The sequence below is a fragment of the Mycobacterium gallinarum genome (assembly GCF_010726765.1).
In the GTDB taxonomy this organism is placed as follows: Bacteria; Actinomycetota; Actinomycetes; order Mycobacteriales; family Mycobacteriaceae; genus Mycobacterium; species Mycobacterium gallinarum.
The window spans coordinates 5,590,419-5,613,446 of the sequence record NZ_AP022601.1 but is presented as its reverse complement, the minus strand read 5'-3'; the positions used below and the strand labels follow the sequence as shown (position 1 = coordinate 5,613,446).

At 65.9% G+C, this 23,028-nt stretch carries 26 protein-coding genes; 13 read left to right on the top strand and 13 right to left on the bottom strand.

The features are described 5' to 3' along the window. Positions 1 to 19: 19 nt before the first annotated feature. Complete coding sequence (locus G6N42_RS27760; RefSeq protein ID WP_163735633.1) at positions 20 to 688, top strand: cutinase family protein; 669 nt, start codon at positions 20 to 22, stop codon at positions 686 to 688. Here the strand turns inward: G6N42_RS27760 and truA are convergent. The 9 genes from truA to fdxA all read right to left on the bottom strand — a co-directional run bounded on the left by truA (position 685) and on the right by fdxA (position 6,067). After that, entirely contained in the window at positions 685 to 1,554 is an 870-nt protein-coding gene (gene truA / locus G6N42_RS27755) for a tRNA pseudouridine(38-40) synthase TruA (protein WP_163735630.1), read from the bottom strand. The two genes, G6N42_RS27760 and truA, sit on opposite strands and share 4 nt — an antisense overlap. Positions 1,555 to 1,561: 7 nt before the next feature. Next, positions 1,562 to 2,206: a 50S ribosomal protein L17 gene (gene rplQ / locus G6N42_RS27750; protein WP_163735626.1), complete on the bottom strand. Its 645-nt coding sequence runs from the start codon at positions 2,204 to 2,206 to the stop codon at positions 1,562 to 1,564. Positions 2,207 to 2,280: 74 nt separating this feature from the next. Next, positions 2,281 to 3,333, bottom strand: a complete 1,053-nt coding sequence (locus G6N42_RS27745; RefSeq protein ID WP_083124751.1) for a DNA-directed RNA polymerase subunit alpha — start codon at positions 3,331 to 3,333, stop codon at positions 2,281 to 2,283. A gap of 75 nt (positions 3,334 to 3,408) precedes the next feature. Continuing rightward, positions 3,409 to 4,014, bottom strand: coding sequence for a 30S ribosomal protein S4 (gene rpsD, locus G6N42_RS27740; protein WP_163735623.1), 606 nt, complete (start codon positions 4,012 to 4,014; stop codon positions 3,409 to 3,411). A gap of 15 nt (positions 4,015 to 4,029) precedes the next feature. Then, positions 4,030 to 4,449, bottom strand: a complete 420-nt coding sequence (gene rpsK, locus G6N42_RS27735) for a 30S ribosomal protein S11 (protein WP_163686952.1) — start codon at positions 4,447 to 4,449, stop codon at positions 4,030 to 4,032. Then, entirely contained in the window at positions 4,449 to 4,823 is a 375-nt protein-coding gene (gene rpsM / locus G6N42_RS27730) for a 30S ribosomal protein S13 (protein WP_006245170.1), read from the bottom strand. Before rpsM ends, rpsK begins: the two co-directional genes overlap by 1 nt. A 213-nt stretch (positions 4,824 to 5,036) precedes the next feature. Then, positions 5,037 to 5,150, bottom strand: a complete 114-nt coding sequence (rpmJ, locus tag G6N42_RS27725) for a 50S ribosomal protein L36 (RefSeq protein WP_003879483.1) — start codon at positions 5,148 to 5,150, stop codon at positions 5,037 to 5,039. Positions 5,151 to 5,179: 29 nt separating this feature from the next. After that, positions 5,180 to 5,401 carry a translation initiation factor IF-1 gene (gene infA / locus G6N42_RS27720; protein ID WP_003418601.1) on the bottom strand — a complete coding sequence of 74 codons (222 nt, stop codon included), beginning with the start codon at positions 5,399 to 5,401 and terminating at the stop codon, positions 5,180 to 5,182. Positions 5,402 to 5,713: 312 nt separating this feature from the next. Continuing rightward, positions 5,714 to 6,067: a ferredoxin gene (fdxA, locus tag G6N42_RS27715; RefSeq protein WP_163735620.1), complete on the bottom strand. Its 354-nt coding sequence runs from the start codon at positions 6,065 to 6,067 to the stop codon at positions 5,714 to 5,716. A 135-nt stretch (positions 6,068 to 6,202) separates the two neighbouring features. Here fdxA and G6N42_RS27710 point away from each other — a divergent pair, with 135 nt between their 5' ends. From G6N42_RS27710 to mmsB, 10 genes are all read left to right on the top strand, one after another. Next, positions 6,203 to 7,906 (top strand): NAD(P)/FAD-dependent oxidoreductase, encoded by a 1,704-nt coding sequence (locus G6N42_RS27710; protein WP_163735617.1) that lies wholly within the window; start codon positions 6,203 to 6,205, stop codon positions 7,904 to 7,906. A gap of 22 nt (positions 7,907 to 7,928) precedes the next feature. Beyond that, positions 7,929 to 9,428 (top strand): ATP-binding protein, encoded by a 1,500-nt coding sequence (locus tag G6N42_RS27705; protein ID WP_163735614.1) that lies wholly within the window; start codon positions 7,929 to 7,931, stop codon positions 9,426 to 9,428. A 28-nt stretch (positions 9,429 to 9,456) separates the two neighbouring features. Further along, complete coding sequence (locus tag G6N42_RS27700; RefSeq protein WP_163735611.1) at positions 9,457 to 10,302, top strand: LLM class F420-dependent oxidoreductase; 846 nt, start codon at positions 9,457 to 9,459, stop codon at positions 10,300 to 10,302. Positions 10,303 to 10,312: 10 nt separating this feature from the next. Beyond that, positions 10,313 to 11,155: an LLM class F420-dependent oxidoreductase gene (locus tag G6N42_RS27695; RefSeq protein WP_163735608.1), complete on the top strand. Its 843-nt coding sequence runs from the start codon at positions 10,313 to 10,315 to the stop codon at positions 11,153 to 11,155. 36 nt (positions 11,156 to 11,191) lie between these two features. Beyond that, positions 11,192 to 11,824 (top strand): TIGR03086 family metal-binding protein, encoded by a 633-nt coding sequence (locus G6N42_RS27690; RefSeq protein WP_163735605.1) that lies wholly within the window; start codon positions 11,192 to 11,194, stop codon positions 11,822 to 11,824. 25 nt (positions 11,825 to 11,849) lie between these two features. Then, positions 11,850 to 12,836, top strand: a complete 987-nt coding sequence (gene rfbB, locus G6N42_RS27685) for a dTDP-glucose 4,6-dehydratase (protein ID WP_163735602.1) — start codon at positions 11,850 to 11,852, stop codon at positions 12,834 to 12,836. Beyond that, entirely contained in the window at positions 12,833 to 13,438 is a 606-nt protein-coding gene (locus G6N42_RS27680; protein ID WP_163735598.1) for a dTDP-4-dehydrorhamnose 3,5-epimerase family protein, read from the top strand. The genes rfbB and G6N42_RS27680 overlap by 4 nt, the downstream gene beginning before the upstream one ends. 78 nt (positions 13,439 to 13,516) lie before the next feature. Then, a complete protein-coding gene (locus G6N42_RS27675) occupies positions 13,517 to 15,034 on the top strand; it encodes a CoA-acylating methylmalonate-semialdehyde dehydrogenase (protein ID WP_163735596.1) in 1,518 nt (505 codons plus the stop codon). 11 nt (positions 15,035 to 15,045) lie between these two features. Beyond that, on the top strand, positions 15,046 to 16,233 hold the full coding sequence (locus G6N42_RS27670; RefSeq protein ID WP_163735593.1) for an acyl-CoA dehydrogenase family protein: 1,188 nt from the start codon (positions 15,046 to 15,048) through the stop codon (positions 16,231 to 16,233). A gap of 13 nt (positions 16,234 to 16,246) precedes the next feature. After that, entirely contained in the window at positions 16,247 to 17,128 is an 882-nt protein-coding gene (gene mmsB / locus G6N42_RS27665) for a 3-hydroxyisobutyrate dehydrogenase (RefSeq protein WP_163735590.1), read from the top strand. Here mmsB and G6N42_RS27660 read toward each other — a convergent pair. The 3 genes from G6N42_RS27660 to G6N42_RS27650 form a co-directional block, all read right to left on the bottom strand. Continuing rightward, entirely contained in the window at positions 17,119 to 18,315 is a 1,197-nt protein-coding gene (locus tag G6N42_RS27660; RefSeq protein WP_163735587.1) for a serine hydrolase domain-containing protein, read from the bottom strand. The two genes, mmsB and G6N42_RS27660, sit on opposite strands and share 10 nt — an antisense overlap. Before the next feature lie 15 nt (positions 18,316 to 18,330). After that, positions 18,331 to 19,569 (bottom strand): serine hydrolase domain-containing protein, encoded by a 1,239-nt coding sequence (locus G6N42_RS27655; RefSeq protein ID WP_163735584.1) that lies wholly within the window; start codon positions 19,567 to 19,569, stop codon positions 18,331 to 18,333. Between the two features lie 97 nt (positions 19,570 to 19,666). Further along, positions 19,667 to 20,470 (bottom strand): HAD family hydrolase, encoded by an 804-nt coding sequence (locus tag G6N42_RS27650; protein ID WP_163735581.1) that lies wholly within the window; start codon positions 20,468 to 20,470, stop codon positions 19,667 to 19,669. A 106-nt stretch (positions 20,471 to 20,576) separates the two neighbouring features. On the opposite strand from G6N42_RS27650, the gene G6N42_RS27645 reads away from it, so the two are divergent. Together G6N42_RS27645 and G6N42_RS27640 are read left to right on the top strand one after the other, a co-directional pair. Further along, the gene (locus tag G6N42_RS27645) at positions 20,577 to 21,248 is read left to right on the top strand and encodes a response regulator (RefSeq protein WP_163735573.1); all 672 of its coding nucleotides are present in this window, start codon (positions 20,577 to 20,579) and stop codon (positions 21,246 to 21,248) included. Further along, positions 21,245 to 22,471, top strand: coding sequence for a GAF domain-containing sensor histidine kinase (locus G6N42_RS27640; RefSeq protein WP_163735571.1), 1,227 nt, complete (start codon positions 21,245 to 21,247; stop codon positions 22,469 to 22,471). The genes G6N42_RS27645 and G6N42_RS27640 overlap by 4 nt, the downstream gene beginning before the upstream one ends. Here the strand turns inward: G6N42_RS27640 and G6N42_RS27635 are convergent. After that, on the bottom strand, positions 22,468 to 22,980 hold the full coding sequence (locus G6N42_RS27635) for a MarR family winged helix-turn-helix transcriptional regulator (protein ID WP_163735569.1): 513 nt from the start codon (positions 22,978 to 22,980) through the stop codon (positions 22,468 to 22,470). The two genes, G6N42_RS27640 and G6N42_RS27635, sit on opposite strands and share 4 nt — an antisense overlap. Between the last annotated feature and the right edge of the window lie 48 nt (positions 22,981 to 23,028).

Below are 23,028 nucleotides of genomic sequence, written 5' to 3'. Positions count from 1 at the left end.
TTCCACTAGGATTCGTGTGGTGATTCGCCGATACCTCGTCACCGGTCTCGTCGCCGCACTCGTTTTCAGCATCCTGCTCATCGCACCCCAGACCGTCACGCCGCTGATGCCGTCGGCGAATGCCCAATCGTGCCCGCCGGTCGAGGTGATCTTCGCCCGCGGTCGCCTCGAGTCGCCGGGGGTCGGCAGGCTAGGCAACGCGTTCGTCAGTGCATTGCGCTCCAAGTCGAACAAGAACATCAACGTCTACGCGGTGCAGTATCCCGCCGACAACGAGATCGATGTGGGCGCCAACGACATGAGCGGCCACATCCAATACATGATGAACACCTGCCCCGATACCCGGTTGGTGCTCGGCGGGTATTCGCTGGGCGCCGCGGTCACCGACGTGGTGCTTGCCCTGCCGTTCAGCTTCTTCGGTTTCGAGGCCCCGCTGCCTCCCGGCGCGGACAGGCACATCGCCGCAGTCGCGTTGTTCGGCAACGGAATCACCTGGGCCGGTCCGATCGGCAATTTCAACCCGATCTATCGCGACCGGACCATCGACCTGTGCCACGGCGCCGACCCGATCTGTAACCCGGCCGATCCGAAAACGTGGGAAGACAACTGGCCCGCTCACCTCGCCGCCGCGTACATCGACGCGGGGATGGCCAATCAGGCGGCCGACTTCGTCGCTGGTCGTATCTAGTCGATCACTCGCAGCTCGCGGGTGACCTTCGTGCGGGCCTCGAGCTCGTCGTCGGGCGGATAGTCGACCCCCTCGAGCGTCAGACCCTGCGGCGGCGCCGCCGCGAAATCACTGGACCGGCTGGTGGACTCCAACAGCGTCGCGCACCAGCCAGGTTCGCGGCGGTGTTCACCGACGGCCAACAACGCGCCGACCACCGACCGCACCATCGCCCAGCAGAACGCATCCGCGGTGACATGCGCGGTGACCCGGTCACCCTCGCGTATCCAATCCAGCCGCTGCAGATCACGGATCGTCGTCGCGCCCTCGCGGTGACGGCAGAATGCGGCGAAGTCGTGCAGCCCCACCAGATCCCGCGAGGCCGCAGCCATCGCGTCGACGTCCAGCGGCCTCGGCCACGGTGTGACGAAGCGCGCCTGCTGCGGTGCGACACCGTACGGGGCCGTCGACAAGCGATAGGCGTAGTGCCGGCGCAGCGCCGAGAACCGCGCATCGAAACCCGTTGCCGCGCGGTCGATGTCGAGCACGCGAACATCGGCAGGGAGGAACCGTGCGAGCCGCTGCACGAGGGGCAGGAACTCGCGTTGACCGGGACGGGTTGTCCGCGGATATGCGTTGGGTAGCGCGCCGTCCGGCACATCGACATGGGCGACCTGACCGGCGGCATGGACACCGGTGTCGGTGCGTCCGGCCGCCCGCAACTGCACCCGGGTGCGGAACACCGTCGACAGGGCGTCGTCAAGCACGCCCGCGACGGTGCGTTGCCCGGTCTGCGTGGCCCAGCCCGCGAACTCCGTTCCGTCGTAGGCGATGTCGAGACGAAGACGAACAAGCCCGCCACCGTTGTCGATGGCGGGCTTGTTCATAGCGTCACTACTTGGCGTCGTCGGCCTTCTCGTCGTCGGCCTTCTCGGCCTCAGCCTCGGCCGAGGCCTCGTCGGCGGCTTCGGCTGTCTGCTCCTCGGCCGAGGCCTCGTCGGCGGCTGTCTGACCCTCTTCGATGGAGGCGTCCTCAGCCTTGACCTCTTCGACGGTCTCCTCGGGCCCGACCGCGGCCTCCGGCTCGACCGCGGCCTGCGGCGCGGCGGCAGCCGCCACCGGCTGTGCGGCCTTCTTCGAGGCGGCCGACCGGCGAGCGCGGTTGGCCTCATCGGTCACGGTCTTCTCGCGGACCAGTTCGATGACGGCCATCGGAGCGTTGTCGCCCTTTCGCGCCTCCACCTTGATGATGCGGGTGTAGCCGCCATTGCGGTCGGAGTAGAACGGACCGATCTCGGCGAACAGCGTGTGCACGACGTCCTTGTCACGGATCTTCTTCATCACCTCACGCCGGTTGTGCAGCGTGCCCTTCTTGGCGTGGGTGATGAGCTTCTCCGCGTAGGGCCGCAACGCCCGCGCCTTGGGCTCGGTGGTCTTGATCCGGCCGTGCTCGAAGAGCGACGTGGCCAGGTTGGCCAGCAGCGCCTTCTGGTGTGAGGACGACCCGCCGAGGCGAGGACCCTTGGTGGGCTTGGGCATTGCGACTTCTCCTAAATGGGGCCGGCCCCCGTATCAGGTAGGACCGGGACGGCTCTCTTTCGAGATATTGGGGTTTAGAGCTGTTCGGTTTCGGCGTAGTCCTGGTTGTCATCCAGGTCGTAGCTCGCATCGCTGTTCCAGGTGCCGGTGGCGACGTCGTAGCCGGCGACCTCGGACGGATCGAACGTGGCCGGGCTGTCCTTCAGCGACAGACCCAGCTGATGCAGCTTGATCTTCACCTCGTCGATGGACTTCTGGCCGAAGTTACGGATGTCCAGTAGATCGGACTCCGTGCGGGCGACGAGCTCGCCCACCGTGTGCACACCCTCGCGCTTGAGGCAGTTGTACGACCGCACCGTGAGGTCCAGATCGTCGATCGGCAGCGCGAAGCTGGCGATGTGATCGGCCTCGGCAGGCGACGGGCCGATCTCGATGTGCTCGGAATCGGTGTTGAGTTCCCGTGCCAGACCGAACAGTTCGACCAGCGTGCCGCCCGCAGAAGCCAGCGCATCCCGGGCAGTGATCGAGTTCTTGGTCTCGACGTCGATGACCAGCTTGTCGAAGTCGGTGCGCTGCTCGACGCGGGTCGCCTCCACCTTGTAGGTGACCTTGAGGACCGGCGAGTAGATGGAATCGACCGGGATGCGGCCGATTTCGGCGCCCGACGCCTTGTTCTGCACGGCGGGCACGTAGCCGCGGCCGCGCTCGACGACCAGCTCGACTTCGAGCTTGCCCTTGTCGTTCAGGGTGGCGATGTGCATCTCGGGGTTGTGCACCGTCACGCCGGCCGGCGGGACGATGTCACCCGCTGTGACCGCACCCGGGCCCTGCTTGCGCAGGTACATGGTGACCGGCTCGTCCTCCTCCGAGGACACGACCAGACCCTTGAGGTTCAGGATGATGTCGGTGACGTCTTCCTTCACACCGGGGACGGTGGTGAACTCGTGCAGCACGCCGTCGATGCGAATGCTGGTGACCGCCGCGCCCGGGATGGACGACAGCAGCGTGCGCCGAAGCGAATTGCCAAGCGTGTAACCGAATCCGGGCTCCAGCGGCTCGATGACGAACTGGGACCGATTCTCCGACTTGACCTCTTCGGACAAAGTGGGTCGCTGAGAAATCAGCATGTTTTCTTTCCTCCTCCACGGCACCCGCTATTTGATGCCGAGAAATCCGCGCCGCCATCTGGACGGCTCGGTTGCTTACTTCGAGTAGAGCTCGACGATCAGCTGCTCCTGCAGCGGGATGTCGATCTGCGCGCGCTCGGGCAACTGGTGCACCAGGATGCGCTGACGCTCGCCGACAACCTGCAGCCAGCCCGGGATCGGGCGGTCGCCCGCGGTTTCCCGCGCGACCTCGAAAGGCAGTGTGTTCAGCGACTTTTCCTTGATGTCGATGATGTCGTACTGCGACACCCGGTAGCTCGGGATGTCGACCTTGACACCGTTGACGGTGAAGTGGCCGTGGCTGACCAGCTGACGGGCCATCCGACGCGTGCGGGCCAGGCCTGCACGGTAGACGACGTTGTCGAGCCGGCTCTCGAGGATGCGCAGCAGGTTGTCACCGGTCTTACCGGGCAGCCGGTTGGCCTCTTCGTAGTAGCGACGGAACTGCTTCTCCATCACGCCGTAGGAGAAGCGGGCCTTCTGCTTCTCCTGCAGCTGCTGACGGTATTCGCTCTCCTTGATCCGCGCGCGGCCGTGCTGGCCGGGCGGGTAGGGGCGCTTCTCGAACGACTGATCTCCGCCGACCAGGTCGACGCCGAGGCGGCGCGACTTGCGGGTCGCGGGTCCGGTGTAACGAGCCATATCTCTGTGTTCCTCCTAGACCCTGCGCCGCTTCGGCGGACGGCATCCGTTGTGCGGCTGCGGCGTGACGTCGGCGATGGCGCCGACCTCGAGGCCGGCGGCCTGCAACGAGCGGATGGCGGTCTCGCGGCCCGAGCCCGGGCCCTTCACGAAGACGTCGACCTTCTTGACGCCGTGCTCCTGCGCTTTGCGGGCCGCGTTCTCGGCGGCCAGCTGTGCCGCGAACGGGGTCGACTTACGCGAACCCTTGAAGCCGACGTGCCCAGAGGACGCCCACGCGATGACGTTGCCCTGCGGGTCGGTGATCGACACGATCGTGTTGTTGAACGTGCTCTTGATGTGCGCAGCGCCGTGCGGAATGTTCTTCTTTTCCCTGCGGCGGGTCTTCTGACCCTTCTTGGGAGCTCCGCCTGCTGCCTTTTTTGCGGGTGGCATTACTTGGCCTTCTTCTTACCGGCGATGGTGCGCTTCGGGCCCTTGCGGGTGCGCGCATTGGTCTTGGTCCGCTGGCCACGCACCGGCAGGCCGCGGCGGTGCCGCAGGCCCTGGTAGCAGCCGATCTCGATCTTGCGGCGAATGTCAGACTGCACCTCGCGGCGCAGGTCGCCCTCCACCTTGAGGTTGCCCTCGATGTAGTCGCGCAGTTGCGTGACCTGATCGTCGGTCAGGTCCTTGGTGCGCAGGTCCCGGTCGATGCCGGTAGCTTCCAGGATCTCCTGGGAGCGGGTACGGCCGACGCCGTAGATGTAGGTCAGGGCGATCTCCATGCGCTTATCGCGCGGGAGGTCGACGCCCACTAGACGTGCCACAGTGGTGTGTTCCTTCTCGTTGCGGAGGTCTGGTCCCAGTCCGTTCCCGACGTGCCGACGAGCCCTCGGGCGAGGAGCCGTCGATCCCGTGGGGTCCGGCCTCCGTGCCGGACGCAGATGAGCGGCCTATCCGCTCAGTGGTGCTGGGAGTTCGTCATTCAGTTGTGTTGTGGCGGAAGACTCAACTGTGTTGTCTGGCCTTCGCGCCAGCGCTCATCCTTGCCGCTGCTTGTGGCGAGGATCAGAGCAGATCACCATGACCCGCCCATGCCGACGGATCACCCTGCACTTATCGCAAATGGGCTTGACGCTCGGGTTCACCTTCACGGCTGTGTCTGATCCTTCTGTGCTTCTGGTTACTTGTACCGGTAAACGATGCGGCCCCGAGAAAGGTCGTATGGAGACAACTCCACGACGACACGGTCCTCGGGCAGAATGCGGATGTAGTGCTGCCGCATCTTGCCGCTGATATGAGCGAGAACCTTGTGACCGTTCTCCAGCTCAATGCGAAACATCGCATTGGGCAGGGGCTCGACCACGCGACCCTCGACCTCTATGGCGCCGTCTTTCTTGGCCATAATCCTTTTCAGCGATCCTCTGGTTATTCGTACGTTTCGTATCGACGCTCGCGCCCGTTCCGGCGCAGCGTCGGCCCCGACTTCCATTAACGTGAACCGAGACCTACTAGTTCCGGAGAACTTCCGAACAGGGCACGCCGAGAGTCGGCGCGGTAGCCGCACCGTCGATCTATGTTACCTGCTCGGGCGTCGTCCCCAAAATCGTCGAACCCGCAGCTAGGGATCGCCGCGCCAACACCGGAGGGGCCATGACCGCGCTGTTCGTCGCAGTGCTGCGCCGGGCCCCCTGACCTCGGAGTCTCACAACGAGGATTAGCCTGCCGTCGGCGGCTTCGCCGGCATGGCCGCGATCAACGGTGTGTCCACGCCGACGCGTCCCAGCTGCAGCGCTCCCCCGGGCACGCCGAGCGGACGGTCCCGCCCGGGCAGGACCGTGGTGAAGAACGCGGCGTTGTCGGCCAGGTGCACCAGCTCGTCCGCGGACAGATCGGTCTCGTACTCGATCGCTTCGACCCGGCAGATCAACTTGCATGCTCCGCAGTCCACGCATTCGTCTGGGTTGATATAGAGCGACCGCGCGCCCTCGTAGATGCAGTCCACCGGGCACTCGGCCATACAGGACTTGTCCATCACGTCCACGCACGCCGAACCAATCACGTAGGTCACAAGGAAAACGCTAGGCACCGTCGTCGGTCGTTCGCGGCGGGCGAAGGTCCCTTCCGCAGGTGACGTTGGTCCCGTCTGCGCTCGACCCGACGCTGAACTGAAATCGTTTGGACGACGAGCGCATACTTATAACTGATGAGCGCACCCGCCGAGCAGGCTCGTAAACCCGTCATACTCACCGTCGACGACGACCCGGCAGTGTCGCGTGCCGTAGCCCGCGATCTGCGTCGCCATTACGGTGAGCGCTACCGCATCGTCCGCGCCGAATCCGGCGCCGACGCCATCGACACCCTCAAGGAACTCAAGCTGCGCGGCGACGCCGTCGCGGTCTTCGTCGCCGACTACCGGATGCCGCAGATGAGCGGCATCGAGTTCCTCGAGAAGGCGATGGACTTCTTCCCGCTGGCGCGCAGGGTGTTGCTGACGGCCTATGCGGACACTCACGCGGCGATCGACGCGATCAACGTCGTCGACCTCGATCACTATCTGCTCAAGCCATGGGATCCGCCCGAGGAGAAGCTGTACCCGGTCATCGACGGCCTGCTCGAAGAGTGGCGCTCCGTCGGTGACCGCGCCATGCCGTACACGAAGGTGATCGGGCACCGGTACAGCGACCGGTCATGGGAGGTGCGGCAGTTCCTGGCCCGCAACGAGTACTCGTTCCGGGCCGTCAACTCCGAGGAACCCAAGGGACAACAGCTGCTCGAGGCCGCCGGTCTCGATGACAGCCGCCTGCCGGTCGTCATCACCGAGAAGGGCGAAACCCTCGTCGAACCGACCGACGTCGAACTGGCCACGCTGCTCGGCCTGTCGACCAGCCCGCAGCTGGAGATGTACGACCTCGCGGTCATCGGCGGTGGTCCCGCGGGCCTTGCCGCCGCGGTGTACGGCGCGTCGGAGGGTCTCAAGACGGTCCTGATCGAGAAGGCCACCACCGGGGGACAGGCGGGGCGCAGCTCGAAGATCGAGAACTACCTGGGCTTCCCGACCGGCGTCTCAGGCGCCGAACTCACCACGTCGGCACGTCGTCAGGCCGAACGCTTCGGTGCGGAGGTCATCACCACCCAGGAGGCGGGCAGACTCGAAATCAACGGCGTGGGCGCAGCCCATTCGATCCGCCTCAACGGGGACAACACCATCGGGGCGCGCGCCGTGATTCTCGCGACCGGCGTCGACTATCGCCAGCTCCAGATCACCGGATGCTGGGACGATCCCGACGATCCGAACTGCAACTACATCGGCCGCGGCGTGTTCTACGGTGCGTCGGTGTCGGACAACAGCGAGTGCGCTGGTGAGGATGTCTACATCGTCGGTGGCGCCAACTCCGCGGGCCAGGCCGCGATGTACATGTCGCAGACGGCCAAATCGGTGACGATGCTGATCCGCGGTTCGTCACTGGAGGCGGGTATGTCGCAGTACCTGGTCGACCGGATCCTCAAGACCCCGAACATCACGGTCCGGACCTGCACCGAGGTCGTCGACACCGTCGCCGACGACGACCATCTGACCGGGCTGGTGCTCCTCGACAAACGGACGAACGAGACCGAGACGGTCACCTGTGACCGCATGTGCTGTTTCATCGGCGCGACGCCCCGCACCGATTGGCTCGAGGAAGCGGGAATAGCCCGCGACGATCACGGCTTCATCCTGTCGGGACCTGATCTGCGGGACAAGGTCGGCTGGACGCTGGATCGGCCACCGCACCACCTGGAAACAAGTGTGCCCGGTGTGTTTGTTGCAGGAGATGTGCGTTCGGAGTCCGCGAAGCGGGTTGCGGCCGCTGTCGGCGAAGGGTCGATGGCGGTGATGTTGGTGCACAGGTATTTGGCGGAAGCGTGATTGCCGGCTGAGAGGACGACCGATGGGCGCACAAGGCGACGAGGAATGCGTGCGTGACGAGCTGCGGACCCTGTTCCTGTTCGAGGACCTGTCCGATTCCCAGCTCGACATTCTGTGCGCCGCCGGCCACATCGAGACGTTCCCCGCGGGCCCGTTGGTTAGCGAGGGTGACCAGGCCACCTGCTTCTACGTCATGATCGACGGCGAGTTGATCATGTCCAAGCGATCCGGCGGCGTCGACATCCAGACCGGCCGCACCTCTCAGCGGGGGGTGTATTTCGGTGCGTGGTCGGCCTACGTCCCCGGTGAGGAGCACACGTATCAGGCCTCGGTGCGGCTGACGAAGCCGTCGCGATGCTTCGTCCTGGACTCCAACGCGTTCGCGGACTTCATGCAGACGCAGTTCCCCATGGCGGTCCATCTGCTCGAGGGCCATATGGTCGGCGGCCGTCGGCAGAGCCAGATCATCGGTCAGCGCGAGAAGCTGCTGGCGCTGGGCACCATCACCGCGGGCCTGACCCATCAGCTCAACAATCCGGCGGCCGCTGCCGCGCGTGCGGTGGCGGACCTGCGCGAGGGCGTCGGCAAAATGCGCCACAAACTGGCGATGCTGGCGGATGGCAAATTCACTCCCGACGCCCTGCGAGTGCTGGTCAGCATCCAGGACGAGGTGGCCGAACAGGTCGCGAAGTCGAAGGCTCAGGAACTGACAGCGCTCGAATCCTCCGATCGCGAGGAGCAGATAGGTGAATGGCTCGAAGATCGCAACATCGTCGGTGCGTGGGATTACGCGCCGACATTTGTCGAAGCCGGCCTAGACGTCGATTGGCTCGAGCGGGTCGAAGCCTCCATCGATGACGTGGACTGTTCGGCGACGATGCAGAGCGCTTTGGGCTGGCTTAAGTACACGATCGACACCGAACTGCGGATGAATGAGATCGCTGACGCCAGCAGCCGAATTTCCACACTGCTTGCGGGAACAAAGAAGTACTCGCAAATGGATCGGGCCGAGTATCAGAAGGTCAACATCCACGAGTCGCTCTACAACACGATCAAGACGTTGTTCGGCGACAAGGTGGGCCCCGACAAGCCCATCAAGCTCATCAAGGAGATGGATAAGTCGATCCCCGAAATCTCCTGCTACCCAGGCGGTTTGAACGAGGTCTGGGACGTGATAATCAACAACGCTATCCAGGCTATGGATGGCCACGGCACGTTGACAATCCGTACCGGACTTCAGGACGACGGAATGGTGCGCGTCGAGATCGGCGATGATGGGCCAGGCATCCCCGAGGAGAACATCGGCCGCATCTTCACCGCGTTCTTCACGACAAAACCGTTCGGCCAGGGCGACGGGCTCGGGCTGGACCTCGCCCGCAGGATCGTCGTCGAGAAACACCAGGGCGACATCCGGGTCGAGTCCAAACCAGGCGACACCCGCTTCATCGTCTGCCTGCCCCTAGTCGCGCCGCCGCCCATCCTGCCGACACCCGGCGAGCTGTCTGCCGCAGGCACGGAATAGGGTTCGGAGCTCCCGAGTTGGAGCAACCATGACCAAACCTGATCTCGGCAAGTTCGGCGTTTTCGGCCACTACTCGGGGTGGCAGCAGCTGTCCCCGCAACAGCTCAAGGACATCGAATCCCTCGGCTACGGAGCCATCTGGGCCGGTGGCTCACCGCCTGCCGAGCTCGACTGGATCGACCCCATCCTCGGAGCCACCGAGTCGCTGCAACTCGCGACGGGCATCGTCAACATCTGGACTGCCGCGGCCGGCCCCGTCGCCGAATCCTTTCACCGGATCGAGAAGGCCTACCCCGGCCGATTTCTGCTCGGCATCGGCGTCGGCCATCCCGAAGCGCACCAGGAGTACAAGAAGCCCTACGACGCGCTGAACGAGTACCTCGACAAGCTCGACGAGTACGGCGTGCCGAAGGACCGCCGGGTGGTGGCCGCGCTCGGTCCGCAGGTGCTCAAGCTGTCGGCGCGCCGCAGCGCCGGGGCGCATCCGTACCTGACCACACCTGAGCACACCGCGCAGGCACGCGAGCTCGTCGGTCCGGACGTCCTGATCGCCCCCGAGCACAAGGTGGTGCTGACCACGGACGCGGATCGGGCCCGTGCTGTCGGCCGCAAGGCGCTGGAGGTCTACCTGAACCTCGCGAACTACCTGAACAACTGGAAGCGGTTGGGCTTCACCGATGCCGACGTCGCGAAGCCGGGCAGCGACGCGCTCGTCGACGCGGTCGTGGCGTACGGCACCGCCGACGCCATCTCCGCACGGCTCACCGAGCACCTGACCGCGGGTGCCGACCATGTTCCGATTCAGGTCCTGACGGGTACTGACAAGCTCGTGCCCGCGCTCACCGAGCTGGCGGGCCCGCTCGGACTTCAGTGAAGGGGAACCCATGACTGAGCTCAAACCCGACTTCGGTCGTTTCGGGGTGTGGACGTTCGGCACACCCAAGCCCGAGCAGGCGGCCGAGATCGAGCGGCTTGGCTACGGCGCGATCTGGGTCGGCGGCTCACCGGCGGGTGATCTCGAATACGTCGAGCCACTCCTGGACGCCACCGAGACACTGCAGGTCGCCACCGGCATCATCAACGTCTGGCAGGCGCCTGCCGAGCAGGTCGGCGAGGCCTATCACCGCATCGAGGACAAATACCCGGGCCGGTTCCTGCTCGGCGTTGGAATCGGACACCCGGAACACACCGAGGAATACCGCAAGCCCTACGACGTGCTCGTCGAATACCTCGATGTGCTCGACGGCTTGAAGGTGCCGACCAGCCGACGGGTCATCGCCGCGCTCGGGCCCAAGGTGCTCAAATTGTCGGCCCGGCGCAGCGCGGGCGCCCATCCGTATTTGACCACCCCTCAGCACACCGGCGAGGCCCGGAACCTGTTGGGGCCGAGCGTATTTCTCGCTCCTGAGCACAAGGTGGTGCTCGCGCGCGACGCCGAGGCGTCCCGGAAGATCGGGCGCGACACCGTGGACTTCTACCTCAACCTGTCCAACTATCTGAACAACTGGAAGCGGCTGGGATTCACCGACGACGACATCGCCAAGCCCGGCAGTGACCGGCTGATCGACGCGGTCGTCGCGCACGGCACGCCCGAGGACATCGCCAAGAAGCTCACCGAGCACCTCGAGGCCGGAGCCGATCATGTGGCAATCCAGGTGCTGGGCGGCTGGGATGCCCTGCTGCCGACGCTGGAGGAACTGGCAGGACCGCTCGGCCTCAACGCCTGATTGACCTAATGATATGCATGCGCCTACGATAGGCGCATGTACATCACTACGGACGCTCTTCCCCTGCACCGTGCGGCGGTGCTGGCATCTGTCGACGCGGTCAACGCGGTCAGCATCGACGATCTCGACCGCCCGACGCCGTGCGCCGGCTGGAACCTGACGACCCTGCTCATGCACATGACCGTTCAGCACCGCGGGTTCGCGGCGGCAGCCCGCGGGGGCACCGACCTCGAAGTGTGGGAACCCGCGACCGTTGCCGATGCAGTCGCCTCAGATCCCGCGGGCACCTATGCGGCGGCCGCCGAGGACGTGCTCGGCGCATTCGGAGCCGACGGTGTACTCGAAACGACCTTTGCGCTTCCCGAATTCGGCCCTGGCGCAACATTTCCCGGCGCCATGGCGATCGGCTTTCACTACGTCGACTACGTCGTGCACGGCTGGGACGTCGCTCGCACCATCGGCGCCGGATACGAACTGCCGAAGGACGTTGTCGACGCCGTGCTGCCGATTGCATTCGCGGTCCCCGATGGTGAGTTCCGCGCCGAGGAGGGCAGCCCGTTTCGTCGCGCCGTCGCCGTCAACGACGGTGCCAGCGATATGGACCGGCTACTCGCGCACCTCGGCCGTGCACCGGACTGGACGTATGTGAGCGGGGCGCCGGTGGTGTAGGCACGCAGACCGTTAGGGTTTGTCCATGCGGTTGCTGGTCACTGGCGGGGCGGGGTTCATCGGTGCCAACTTCGTCCACGTCGCCGCACGTGAACATGCGGTGACGGTCCTCGATGCGCTGACCTACGCAGGCAGCCGCGAATCGCTGGCGCCGGTGGAAGACAAGATCCGGCTGGTGCAGGGCGACATCACCGACTCGGGGCTGGTCGACAAGTTGGTCGCCGACGCAGACGCCGTCGTGCACTTCGCCGCCGAGACCCACGTCGACAACTCACTGTCCGGGCCGGAGCCCTTCCTGCAAGCAAACGTCGTCGGTACGTTCACCATCCTGGAGGCGGTGCGCGCGCAGGACGTTCGGCTGCACCACATTTCGACCGACGAGGTGTACGGCGACCTGGAACTCGGCAGCCCACAGCGGTTCACCGAGTCGACGCCGTACAACCCGTCGAGCCCGTATTCGTCGACCAAGGCGGCAGCCGACATGCTGGTGCGCGCTTGGGTGCGGTCTTACGGAGTACGCGCGACGCTCTCGAACTGCTCGAACAACTACGGGCCGTATCAGCACGTGGAGAAGTTCATCCCGCGCCAGATCACCAATGTGCTGACCGGCCGGCGCCCCAAGCTCTACGGAACCGGCGCCAACGTCCGCGACTGGATCCACGTGCAGGACCACAACAGCGCGGTATGGCGCATCCTGTCCGACGGGCAGATCGGCCGCACGTATCTGATCGGCGCCGACGGGGAACGGGACAACTTGACGGTGATGCGGACGATCCTTCGGCTGATGGATCGCGATCCCGACGATTTCGACCACGTCACCGACCGCGTCGGCCACGACCTGCGGTACGCGATCGACGCGTCGCCGCTGCGCGACGAGCTGGGCTGGAGTCCCGCGCACACCGACTTCGAGGACGGCCTCCGCGACACCATCGAGTGGTACCGGGCCAACGAAAAGTGGTGGGCTCCACTGAAAGAAGGCGTCGAAGCCAGCTACGCGGGACGTAACCAGTGACGTTTCGCGAGCTCACGGTTCCCGGCGCGTGGGAGATCACCCCGCGCATACACGGCGATTCACGCGGCGCATTCTTCGAGTGGTTCACCGATGCCGAGTTCACCTCGCTGGCCGGGCACCGGTTCGACCTACGTCAGGCCAACTGCTCGATATCGGCCGCGGGGACGCTGCGCGGGGTGCACTTCGCCCAGCTGCCGCCCAGCCAGGCCAAGTACGTCGGATGCCCGCGCGGCAAGGTCCTCGACGTGGTCGTCGACATCAGGGTGGGTTCGCCGACGTTCGGACAGTGGGATTCGGTGGTCCTCGACGACGTCGACCGGCGATCCATCTACATCTCCGAGGGCCTCGGCCACGCTTTCTTTGCGCTGGAGGACAACTCAACGGTCGTGTACCTGTGCTCCGCGCCGTACGACCCCGAGCGGGAGCACACCGTCAACGTGCTCGATCCCGCGCTGGGCATCGCGTGGCCCCACGTCGACGGCGGGCCGATCCTGTCGGACCGGGACCGCGCGGCGCCGTCGCTGGCCGATGCCCAGGCGGCCGGTCTGCTGCCGACGTGGGAGGAGACGCGGGCCTTCGCCGAGGAGCTGCGGCGCCGCTGATCTGCGCCGCGCAGGCCCCTTGCGCACCCCGTCGGCGCATTACTAGGATATCCAAGTATCTAGCAGCGAGGGACGATCATGACCACACAGATTTCACATTTCATCGACGGCAAGCGCGTGGCCGGGCAATCCAACCGGACGGCCGACGTCATGAATCCCAGCACCGGCGAGGTGCAGGCCAAGGTGCCGATGGCGTCGCGGGCCGAGGTGGACGAGGCCGTCGCCGGGGCCGCGGCCGCGCAGAAGGAATGGGCCGCGTGGAACCCCCAACGCCGCGCCCGCGTGATGATGAGGTTCATCGACCTGGTCAACCAGAATGTCGAGGAGTTGGCCGAACTCCTCAGTTTGGAACACGGCAAGACCATCGCCGACTCCAAAGGCGACATCCAGCGCGGCATCGAGGTCATCGAGTTCGCGATTGGCATCCCGCACCTCATCAAGGGTGAGTACACCGAGGGCGCGGGCACCGGCATCGACGTGTACTCGCTGCGGCAACCGCTCGGCGTGGTCGCCGGCATCACCCCGTTCAACTTCCCCGCGATGATCCCGCTGTGGAAGGCCGGTCCCGCGCTCGCATGCGGAAATGCGTTCATCCTCAAGCCCAGTGAGCGTGACCCGTCGGTGCCGGTCCGGCTGGCCGAGCTGTTCTTGCAGGCCGGTCTGCCGCCGGGCGTGTTCCAGGTGGTGCACGGCGACAAGGAAGCCGTCGACGCCATCCTCGAGCACCCCGTCATCCAGGCTGTCGGCTTCGTCGGCAGCTCCGACATCGCGCAGTACATCTATTCCGGTGCCGCCGCCAACGGTAAGCGGGCGCAGTGCTTCGGCGGTGCGAAGAACCACATGATCGTGATGCCCGATGCCGATATGGACAACGCTGTCGACGCGCTCATCGGCGCCGGCTACGGCAGCGCGGGTGAACGCTGCATGGCGATCAGCGTCGCGGTGCCCGTCGGTGAGCAGACCGCAGACCGGTTGCGCGCCAGGCTGATCGAGCGGGTCAACAGCCTGCGGGTTGGCCACAGCCTCGATCCGAAAGCCGATTACGGCCCGCTGGTCACCGAGGCTGCGCTGGCCCGCGTCAAGGACTACATCCAGCAGGGTGTGGACGCCGGCGCCGAGGCGGTCGTCGACGGCCGCGAACGCACCAGCGACGAGCTGACTTTCGACGAGGCTGACATGTCGAAGGGCTACTTCATCGGCCCGACCTTGTTCGACCATGTCACCCCCGACATGTCGATCTACACCGACGAGATCTTCGGGCCCGTGCTGTGCATCGTGCGTGCCAAGGACTACGAAGAAGCGCTGGCGCTTCCTTCCGAGCACGAATACGGCAACGGAGTCGCGATCTTCACCCGTGACGGCGACACCGCACGCGACTTCGTGTCGCGGGTGCAGGTCGGCATGGTCGGTGTCAATGTGCCGATTCCCGTTCCGGTTGCCTATCACACGTTCGGCGGCTGGAAGCGCTCCGGATTCGGCGACCTCAACCAGCACGGCCCGTCGTCGATCATGTTCTACACGAAGACCAAGACGGTGACGCAACGCTGGCCCGCGGGCAGCCACGGCGCGGAGTTCGTCATCCCGACCATGAAGTAGCGATGGGCTAAGTGGATTTTTTCGGGCTGGACGAAGACGAACGCGTGATCGCCGAGACGGCGGCCGCGTTCGCCGAGAAGCGCCTTGCGCCTTTCGCATTGGAGTGGGACGAAAGCCACCACTTCCCCACTGACGTATTGCGGGAGGCCGCCGATCTCGGGATGGCCGCCATCTACTGCCGAGAGGATGTCGGCGGCAGCGAGCTACGGCGCCTGGACGCGGTGCGGATCTTCGAGCAGCTGGCGATGGCCGACCCCACGATCGCGTCGTTTCTGTCGATTCACAACATGTGCGCGTGGATGGTCGACACGTACGGCACCGACGAGCAGCGCAAGTCCTGGTTACCGCGGCTGGCCTCCATGGAGGCGATCGCGAGTTACTGCCTCACCGAACCGGGCGCCGGATCGGATGCCGGCGCGTTGAGCACCAAAGCTGTCCGAAGCGGGAACGCCGCCGGATCAGACTGGGTGCTCGATGGTGTCAAACAGTTCATCTCCGGGGCCGGATCCTCTGATGTGTACGTGGTCATGGCCCGTACCGGTTTTGATGAGACAAAGCCGGGCCCACGTCAGATCTCCGCCTTCCTCGTCGAAAAGGACACGCCGGGGCTGAGTTTCGGTGCTCAAGAAGCGAAGATGGGTTGGAACGCCCAACCGACCGCACAGGTGATCTTCGATGGTGTGCGGGTGTCCGCGGACGCGATGCTCGGCGGCGCCGACGGTGAGGGCACCGGCTTCGGTATTGCGATGAATGGGCTCAACGGTGGCCGCATCAACATCGCCGCGTGCTCGCTCGGTGGCGCGCAGGCCGCGCACGACAAGGCGCGCAGCTATCTGGCGGACCGCCAGGCATTCGGCGGCTCGCTGCTCGACGAACCGACCATCCGGTTCGCCCTCGCCGATATGGCGACGGCGCTGCAGGCGTCGCGAACGTTGTTGTGGCGCGCGGCGTCCGCTCTCGACGACGACCATCCGGAGAAGGTCGAGCTGTGCGCGATGGCCAAGCGCTATGTCACCGATGCCTGCTTCGATGTGGCGGATCAGGCGTTGCAGTTGCACGGCGGCTACGGGTATCTCCGCGAGTACGGGCTCGAGAAGATCGTCCGCGATCTACGGGTGCATCGAATTCTCGAGGGCACCAACGAAATCATGCGCGTGGTGATCGGCCGGGCCGAAGCGGCCCGGGGCCGCGCGTCTTAATCAGGAGGCGTCAATGTCGACGATCGCGTTCCTCGGGCTGGGCCACATGGGCGGTCCGATGGCGGCCAACCTCGTCGCCGCGGGGCACACCGTCCACGGCTTCGATCCAGTTGCCGCGCTGAAGGATGCGGCCGCCGAGAAAGGCGCACAGGTCTTCGACAGCGTCGCCGCGGCGGCGTCGGGAGCCGACGTGGTGATCACCTCGCTGCCCAACGGCGACGTCGTGAAGGCGGTGTACGCCGATGCGCTGCCGGCGGCGCCCAAAGGTACGCTCTTCATCGATACGTCGACCATCTCCGTCGACGATGCACGCACCATCAACGCGCAGGCCACCGATCACGGGCATGCCCAGCTCGACGCGCCGGTGTCGGGCGGGGTGAAGGGTGCGGTCGCGGGCACGCTGGCCTTCATGGTCGGTGGCGACGAAGCCGCGGTCGAGCGGGCACGGCCAGTGCTGGAACCGTTGGCCGGCAAGATCATTCACTGCGGCGGTTCGGGCACCGGGCAGGCCGCCAAACTGTGCAACAACATGGTGCTGGCCGTGCAGCAGATCGCCGCGGGCGAGGCCTTCGTGCTGGCTGAGAAACTGGGATTGTCCGCCCAGTCCCTGTTCGACGTGATCACCGGTGCAACAGGCAACTGCTGGGCGATCCACACGAACTGCCCGGTGCCGGGACCGGTTCCGACCTCACCGGCCAACAACGATTTCAAGCCGGGCTTCGCGACCGCGTTGATGCACAAGGACATCGGCCTGGCGATGGACGCGGTCACGTCGACGGGTTCGACGGCTCCGCTGGGCACGCACGCCGCCGAGATCTACGCGAAATTCAACGATACCGACGCCGACAAGGACTTCAGCGCGGTCATCGAGCTGATCCGCAAGGGTCAGGCCTGAGGCCTCGCCCCGAGCACGTCGCGGAACAGCGCTTGTCGCAGCGCTAGTTCTCGCGGGTCGCTGTAGGCGTGATAGCCCAGCTTGTTCAGCACATACCCGTACCCGATGCCGGTGTCGGGATCGGCGAAGCCGAACGAACCACCGAGCCCTGGCCATCCGAAAGCCTTTTCGGTGGAGCCGAATACGAATTTGGACGTGGGCTTGCCGAAGCCCAGCGAGAACGACGCGTCGAGGAACATCACCTTGTCGCGTATACCCCGCGTGGGCGGTACGGCGGGCGCCTCCAGCGCGTCACGGACCGGTCGGCTCAATCCCAACTCCGGGGCGCCGGTTGCGGCGGCACCGTAGAGTTTGGCAACCGAGTCAGCAGACGTCGTCCCGTTGACCGACGGCATCTCCGGTATCCGGACGTCGTCGCGGTTGAAATCGCCGGCGTCCTTCACACCTGCGACCACCACAAAGGCTCGCGCGGGAAGACTTTTCGGGTTGAACAGACTTGCGACGAACAACGGCGGCATCGTGTGGAGATGCAGCAGCATTTCGCGCCTGGTGACCGGTTCGAGACGCGCCACCCGGTTGCGGTCGACCGACGGCGGCAAGCCGATGTGAAGGTCCAACCCCAGTGGATCGGCGATCTCCTCGGCGAAGAACCGGCCGAGCGTGCGGCCCTTCGGGTCCACCTTGCGGATGAGCGCGGACTGATACCAACCGAGCGTCGCCGCGTGATAGCCGTGCCTCGTGCCGGGCGGCCAGGCAGGCACCTGCGCGGCGATTCTCGCCGACATCCTTTCCGGATCAGCGATCTCGGCGAGTGTCAATGGCGGGGTGATCGCGACCAGCCCGGCCTGGTGACTGAACAGCTGCCGCACCGTGATCGCGTCTTTTCCGCCCTCCGCGAACTCGGGCCAATAGTCGACGACCTTCGCGTCATAGCCGATCAGTCCGCGCGACGCGGCGACCGCGACCGCAAGTGAGGCAATACCTTTCGTGGTGGAGAAGACGTTGACGATGGTGTCCTGCTGCCACGGCTCCCGGGTGACACCGTTGCGGTAACCGTCCCACAGCTCGACCACCTTGCGCCCGTCGCGATATACCGCGACGGCGGCACCGGTTTCCTTGCCGGCTTCGAAGTTGCGACGAAACGCGTCGACGACCTTTCCATAGCCCTCGTCGGCGTCACCGCCCATGAGCGTCCCGTTGTCTCATCTTTGCGGCCTCGCCCCCAGTACGTCGCGGAACAACGCCTGCCGCAGCCGAAGTGCGCGCGGGTCGCTGATCAGATGGAATCCGAGCTTGTTCATCACGTAGCCGAAGCCGACACCGGTATCGGGATCGGCGAAACCGACCGAACCGCCCGCACCCGGCGCACCGAACGCCTTGTCCGAGGATCCGATCACGTATTTCGCAGAGTTCGGAATGGGTCTGCCGAACCCCAGTGAGAAGGACGTGTCGACGTGCAACACCTTGTCGCGCAAACCCTTTGTCGGATACGCCGGGGGCGCCGTCAGGGCGGCGAAGACCTCCGGCGTCAAACCGATCTTCGATCCGCCGATGGCGGCGTCGCCGTAGAGCTTGGCCACCGATTCAGCGGTGCCGGTCCCGTTGGCGGCCGGTATCTCGACGACACGGACGTCTTCGCGGTTGAACGTCGAGAGGCCGTTGGCCCCTTCGAATGCGACACCGGCCTGCGCGGTCAACGTCATCGGGATGAACCAGGCGGCCGCCAGCCTCGGTGGCAGCACATGCAGATGCAACAACGTGGCGACCTGGGACGGCACATGCAGATGCGCAACCCGATCGCGATCGATCCAGTCCGGCAGCCCGATGTGGAAGTCCAGGGCCAGCGGTCTAGCGATCTCCTCGGCGAAATACCGGCCGAGAGTGCGCCGCTCGGGATCGACGTGGCGGATGAGTTCGGACGCATACCACCCGAGCGTGACGCCGTGATAGCCGTGGCGGGTCCCCGGCGGCCAAGCGGGCGGCTGTGCGGCCAAGCGCTCCGAGAGACGCTCCGGCACCGCGATATCGGCAAGGGTCAGCAGCGGTTTGATCACCGGCAGCCCGGCCTGATGGGCCAGCAGTTGCCGAACGGTGACCGATTCCTTGCCGCCCTGGGCGAACGCGGGCCAGTAGTCGGCCACTCGTGCGTCGTAATCGAGGAGCCCACGCGAAACGGCTCGCGCGACGGCCAGCGCGGCAACACCTTTGGTCGTCGAAAAGGTGTTGACCAGGGTGTCGTTCGTCCACGGCGCGCGAGTGGTCCCATTGCGGAATCCACCCCAGAGATCGACGACTTTGCGGCCGTCGCGATAGACCGTCAGCGCGGCGCCGACTTCCGCGCCGCTGGCCATGTTCAGCCGAAACGCGTCGGCGACTTTCCCGTAGCCTTCGTCGACCTCGCCGCAGACAAGCTCGGCTGCGACCCCGGTTTTCTGAGCCATGACCTAGTTCACCGCCTCGACGGCGGCTCCAGCCAACGACACACCGCCGTGCGCGCGAATTTTATCTGCGCAGACGGTGCCGAAACGGCACTTTCGGTTAAGCGGCGGTCCGCTTGTGTGTCGCCCACCAACGGCCGTGCATACGCTGGCAGTCGGCGACATGCAGCGGTGCGCTGCCGGCGAAGTCCTCCCGCACCGCGACAGCGGCCGGGATATCGGGCACGCCTTCACCAGTGATGACGACCGTGGCCAGCCCGGATTTCGTCGCGGCCCGCAGCCCGCAGGCCGAGCCGCTGACCGCGAGCGCGTTCTCGGCGGTGATCCCGAGCTCGGCGAGTGCCAGGCGATGGGCTTCGGAATCCGGCATGGGCTTCTTGACGTCCTCGGCGGTCACCACCGTCTCGACGATTCCCTCGCCGACCAGCTGGCGCACCAAGGGCTCCGCCCAGCTGCGCTGTCCGCTCGTCACGACGGCGACCTGCACACCGGCCCCGAAGGTTTCGGCGACGAAGTCGACGAGGCCGGGGCGCGGCGCGAGATCGCGCTCGAGGATCAGCTCGTCGAACAACATCGTCTTGGTCGTGTAGATGTCGTCGGCCAGCAGCCTGGTCAGCACGTCCGACTCGGTGGCCACCCCTCGCTTGCGCAGCTCGGCCGCGACGCGCTGTCGCTCATCGGTGAGCGCGAGCAGCTGCCGGTACCGCGTCACCGACCACTGAAAGTCCAGACCATGCGCCGCGAACGCGGCGTTGTACGCCTCTCGGTGGCCCTCGCACTCGATATCGGTCAGGGCATCGAGGTCGAAGATCACCGCGCGCAGCGGACATCCGGTTCCTGCCGGCGATGCGGAGTCCCACCAGAAGCGGCCCGCGCGCCAAGTCGTCTCGTGCGTTGTCGGCATGCAGCTAGGGTGGCCCACGTCACAGCGTTACAACCTCCCCCATTTGGGGGATCGTCGATGCCAACTTCGTTTCCCCGAGAAAAGGCCAGGTCATAAGGTGGTGCACATGGCTTCCGAAGAGCTGAGCCCACCGGTTCGTCTGGTGCTCGTCGATGACCACGAGATGGTGATCGAGGGTCTCAAGGCCATGCTCGCGGCGTTTCGGGAGCGCGTGGAGGTCGTCGGACAGGCCATCGGCGCCGAACGTGCGCTCAGCGTCGTCGACGAGTTGAACCCCGACATCGTGCTGTCCGACGTCCGCATGCACGGGTCCAGCGGCCTGGACCTCTGCGTGGCGTTGCGCGGTCGCGATCCCAAGCGCAAGGTCGTCATGCTGTCCGTCTACGACGACGAGCAATACCTCTTTCAGGCCCTGCGGGTAGGCGCGTCCGGATACCTCCTGAAAAGCATCAGCAGCGACGAGCTCGTCCGTCAGCTCGAGTTCGTGCACCGCGGTGAGACGGCGATCGACCCGAGCATGGCCGCCAGGGCGGTGGACACCGCCGCACGGATGCAGCGCGACGAATTCTGGCCCGGTGCGCGCCAGGGTTTGACGCAGCGCGAGAGCGAGATCCTCTCGTACGTCGTGAACGGCCTGTCCAACCGCGCCATCGCGTCCAAGCTGGTGATCGGCGACGAGACCGTCAAGACGCACCTGAGCTCGATCTACCGCAAGCTCGGGGTCAGCGACCGCACCGGAGCCGTGGCGACCGCCCTCCGCGAGGGCATTTACCAATGAGCCCGGACGCCCGCCCCCCGAACGCGGTCCGCGACCTCGTCGACACCGACCGCGAACTCGCACTGCTGCGCGAACTGATCCAGGCCGCGTCCAAGGGGCCCGGGGTCGAGCCGCTGGCCGCGGCGGCCGCACGGATGATCACCGCCGCCACCGCCAGCGACGTGTGCTTCGTCCACGTCCTCGACGACAGCGACCGGTCGCTGACGCTCGCGGGCGCGACACCGCCGTTCGACGCCGAGGTGGGCAAGATCCGCTTGCCGTTGGGCCGGGGCATTTCCGGATGGGTCGCCAGCCACCGCGAGCCGGTGGTGATCAGGCAGGACAAGGAAGCCGATCCGCGCTACATGCCGTTCGAGTCCCTGCGCGGCAAGGACTTCACGTCCATGGTGTCGGTGCCGATGGAGACCGACCCGGGCGGGCTGGTCGGCGTGCTCAATGTGCACACCGTCGAGCACCGCGACTTCACCTCTCGCGACGTCGAACTGCTGCTGGTGATCGGCAGGCTGATCGCCGGTGCGCTCCATCAGGCCCGCTTGCACCGCCAGCTGGTCGCTCGCGAACGAGCCCACGAGAACTTCGTCGAGCAGGTCATCGAGGCCCAGGAGCTCGAACGGCGGCGGCTGGCCGGCGATATTCACGACGGCATCTCGCAGCGACTGATCACCTTGTCGTACCGGCTCGACGCGGCCAGCCGCGCGGTGTCCGACGATCCAGAGGCTGCCTCCGAACAGTTGGAGAAGGCCCGCGAACTCGTCGATCTGACGCTGGGCGAAGCGCGCGCCGCCATCAGCGGACTACGTCCGCCTGTGCTCGACGATCTCGGGCTGGCGGGCGGCCTCGCCAGCCTCGCGCGGTCCATCCCCCAGGTCGGCATCGACGTCGAGCTGGTGGAGACCCGCGTGCCCGACCACATCGAGCTCGCGCTGTACCGAATCGCGCAGGAATGCCTGCAAAATGTCGTCAAACATGCGAAAGCCACGTCCGCGCGGCTCACCTTTGCCGTCGACGCGGGCGAGACCGGGGACATCGCCCGGCTCGAAATAGTCGACGACGGAGTCGGTTTCGACACTTTCGAGCATCCCCTGGGCAGCGACGAGATGGGCGGCTACGGCCTGCTGTCGATGGCCGAACGAGCCGAGATCGTCGGCGGCCGGCTGAACATCCGGTCGCGCCCGGGTTCGGGCACCGCGGTGACCGCGACGATCCCGCTTCCGCGCTCTTAGAAGTCGCCGGAATTACGGCGCAGCGTCTCGATCGAGGCCGCGAGCGCACGGGACTCGCTGTCGGACATGCCGATGTCGGCGAACACCTCGCTGTTGAGCGTGACGGTGGCGTCCTCGACCGTCGACCGGCCGAGATCGGTGATCCGCACCAGCGTGGTGCGGCCATCGGTCGGATGGGGTGTGCGCTCCACCAGGCCGTCGGCCTCCAGCCGCCGGATCGCGTGCGTGACGCTGGTGACGTGCACCTGCAGCCGGTCCGACGCCTTGGTGATCGGCAGCGCGCCGCCGCGGCTGAAGGCCAACAACCGCAGCAATTCGTATCGGGAAAAGCTCAGGTCGTACGGCCGCAGCGCGTTCTCGACCCGGGCCAGCAGTATCTGGTGGGCCCGCATCACCGACGTGACCGCCACCATGCCGTCGGCGACGTCACCCCAGCCGAAGCGCTCCCAGTTGGCGCGCGCCAACTCGATGGGGTCGCGCTTGCGCGGCCACGACGGTTGCGAGGGCACGCCCCTTCATACCGCACAGGGCAGGCTCGGGTCCGTGCGATGACTCTC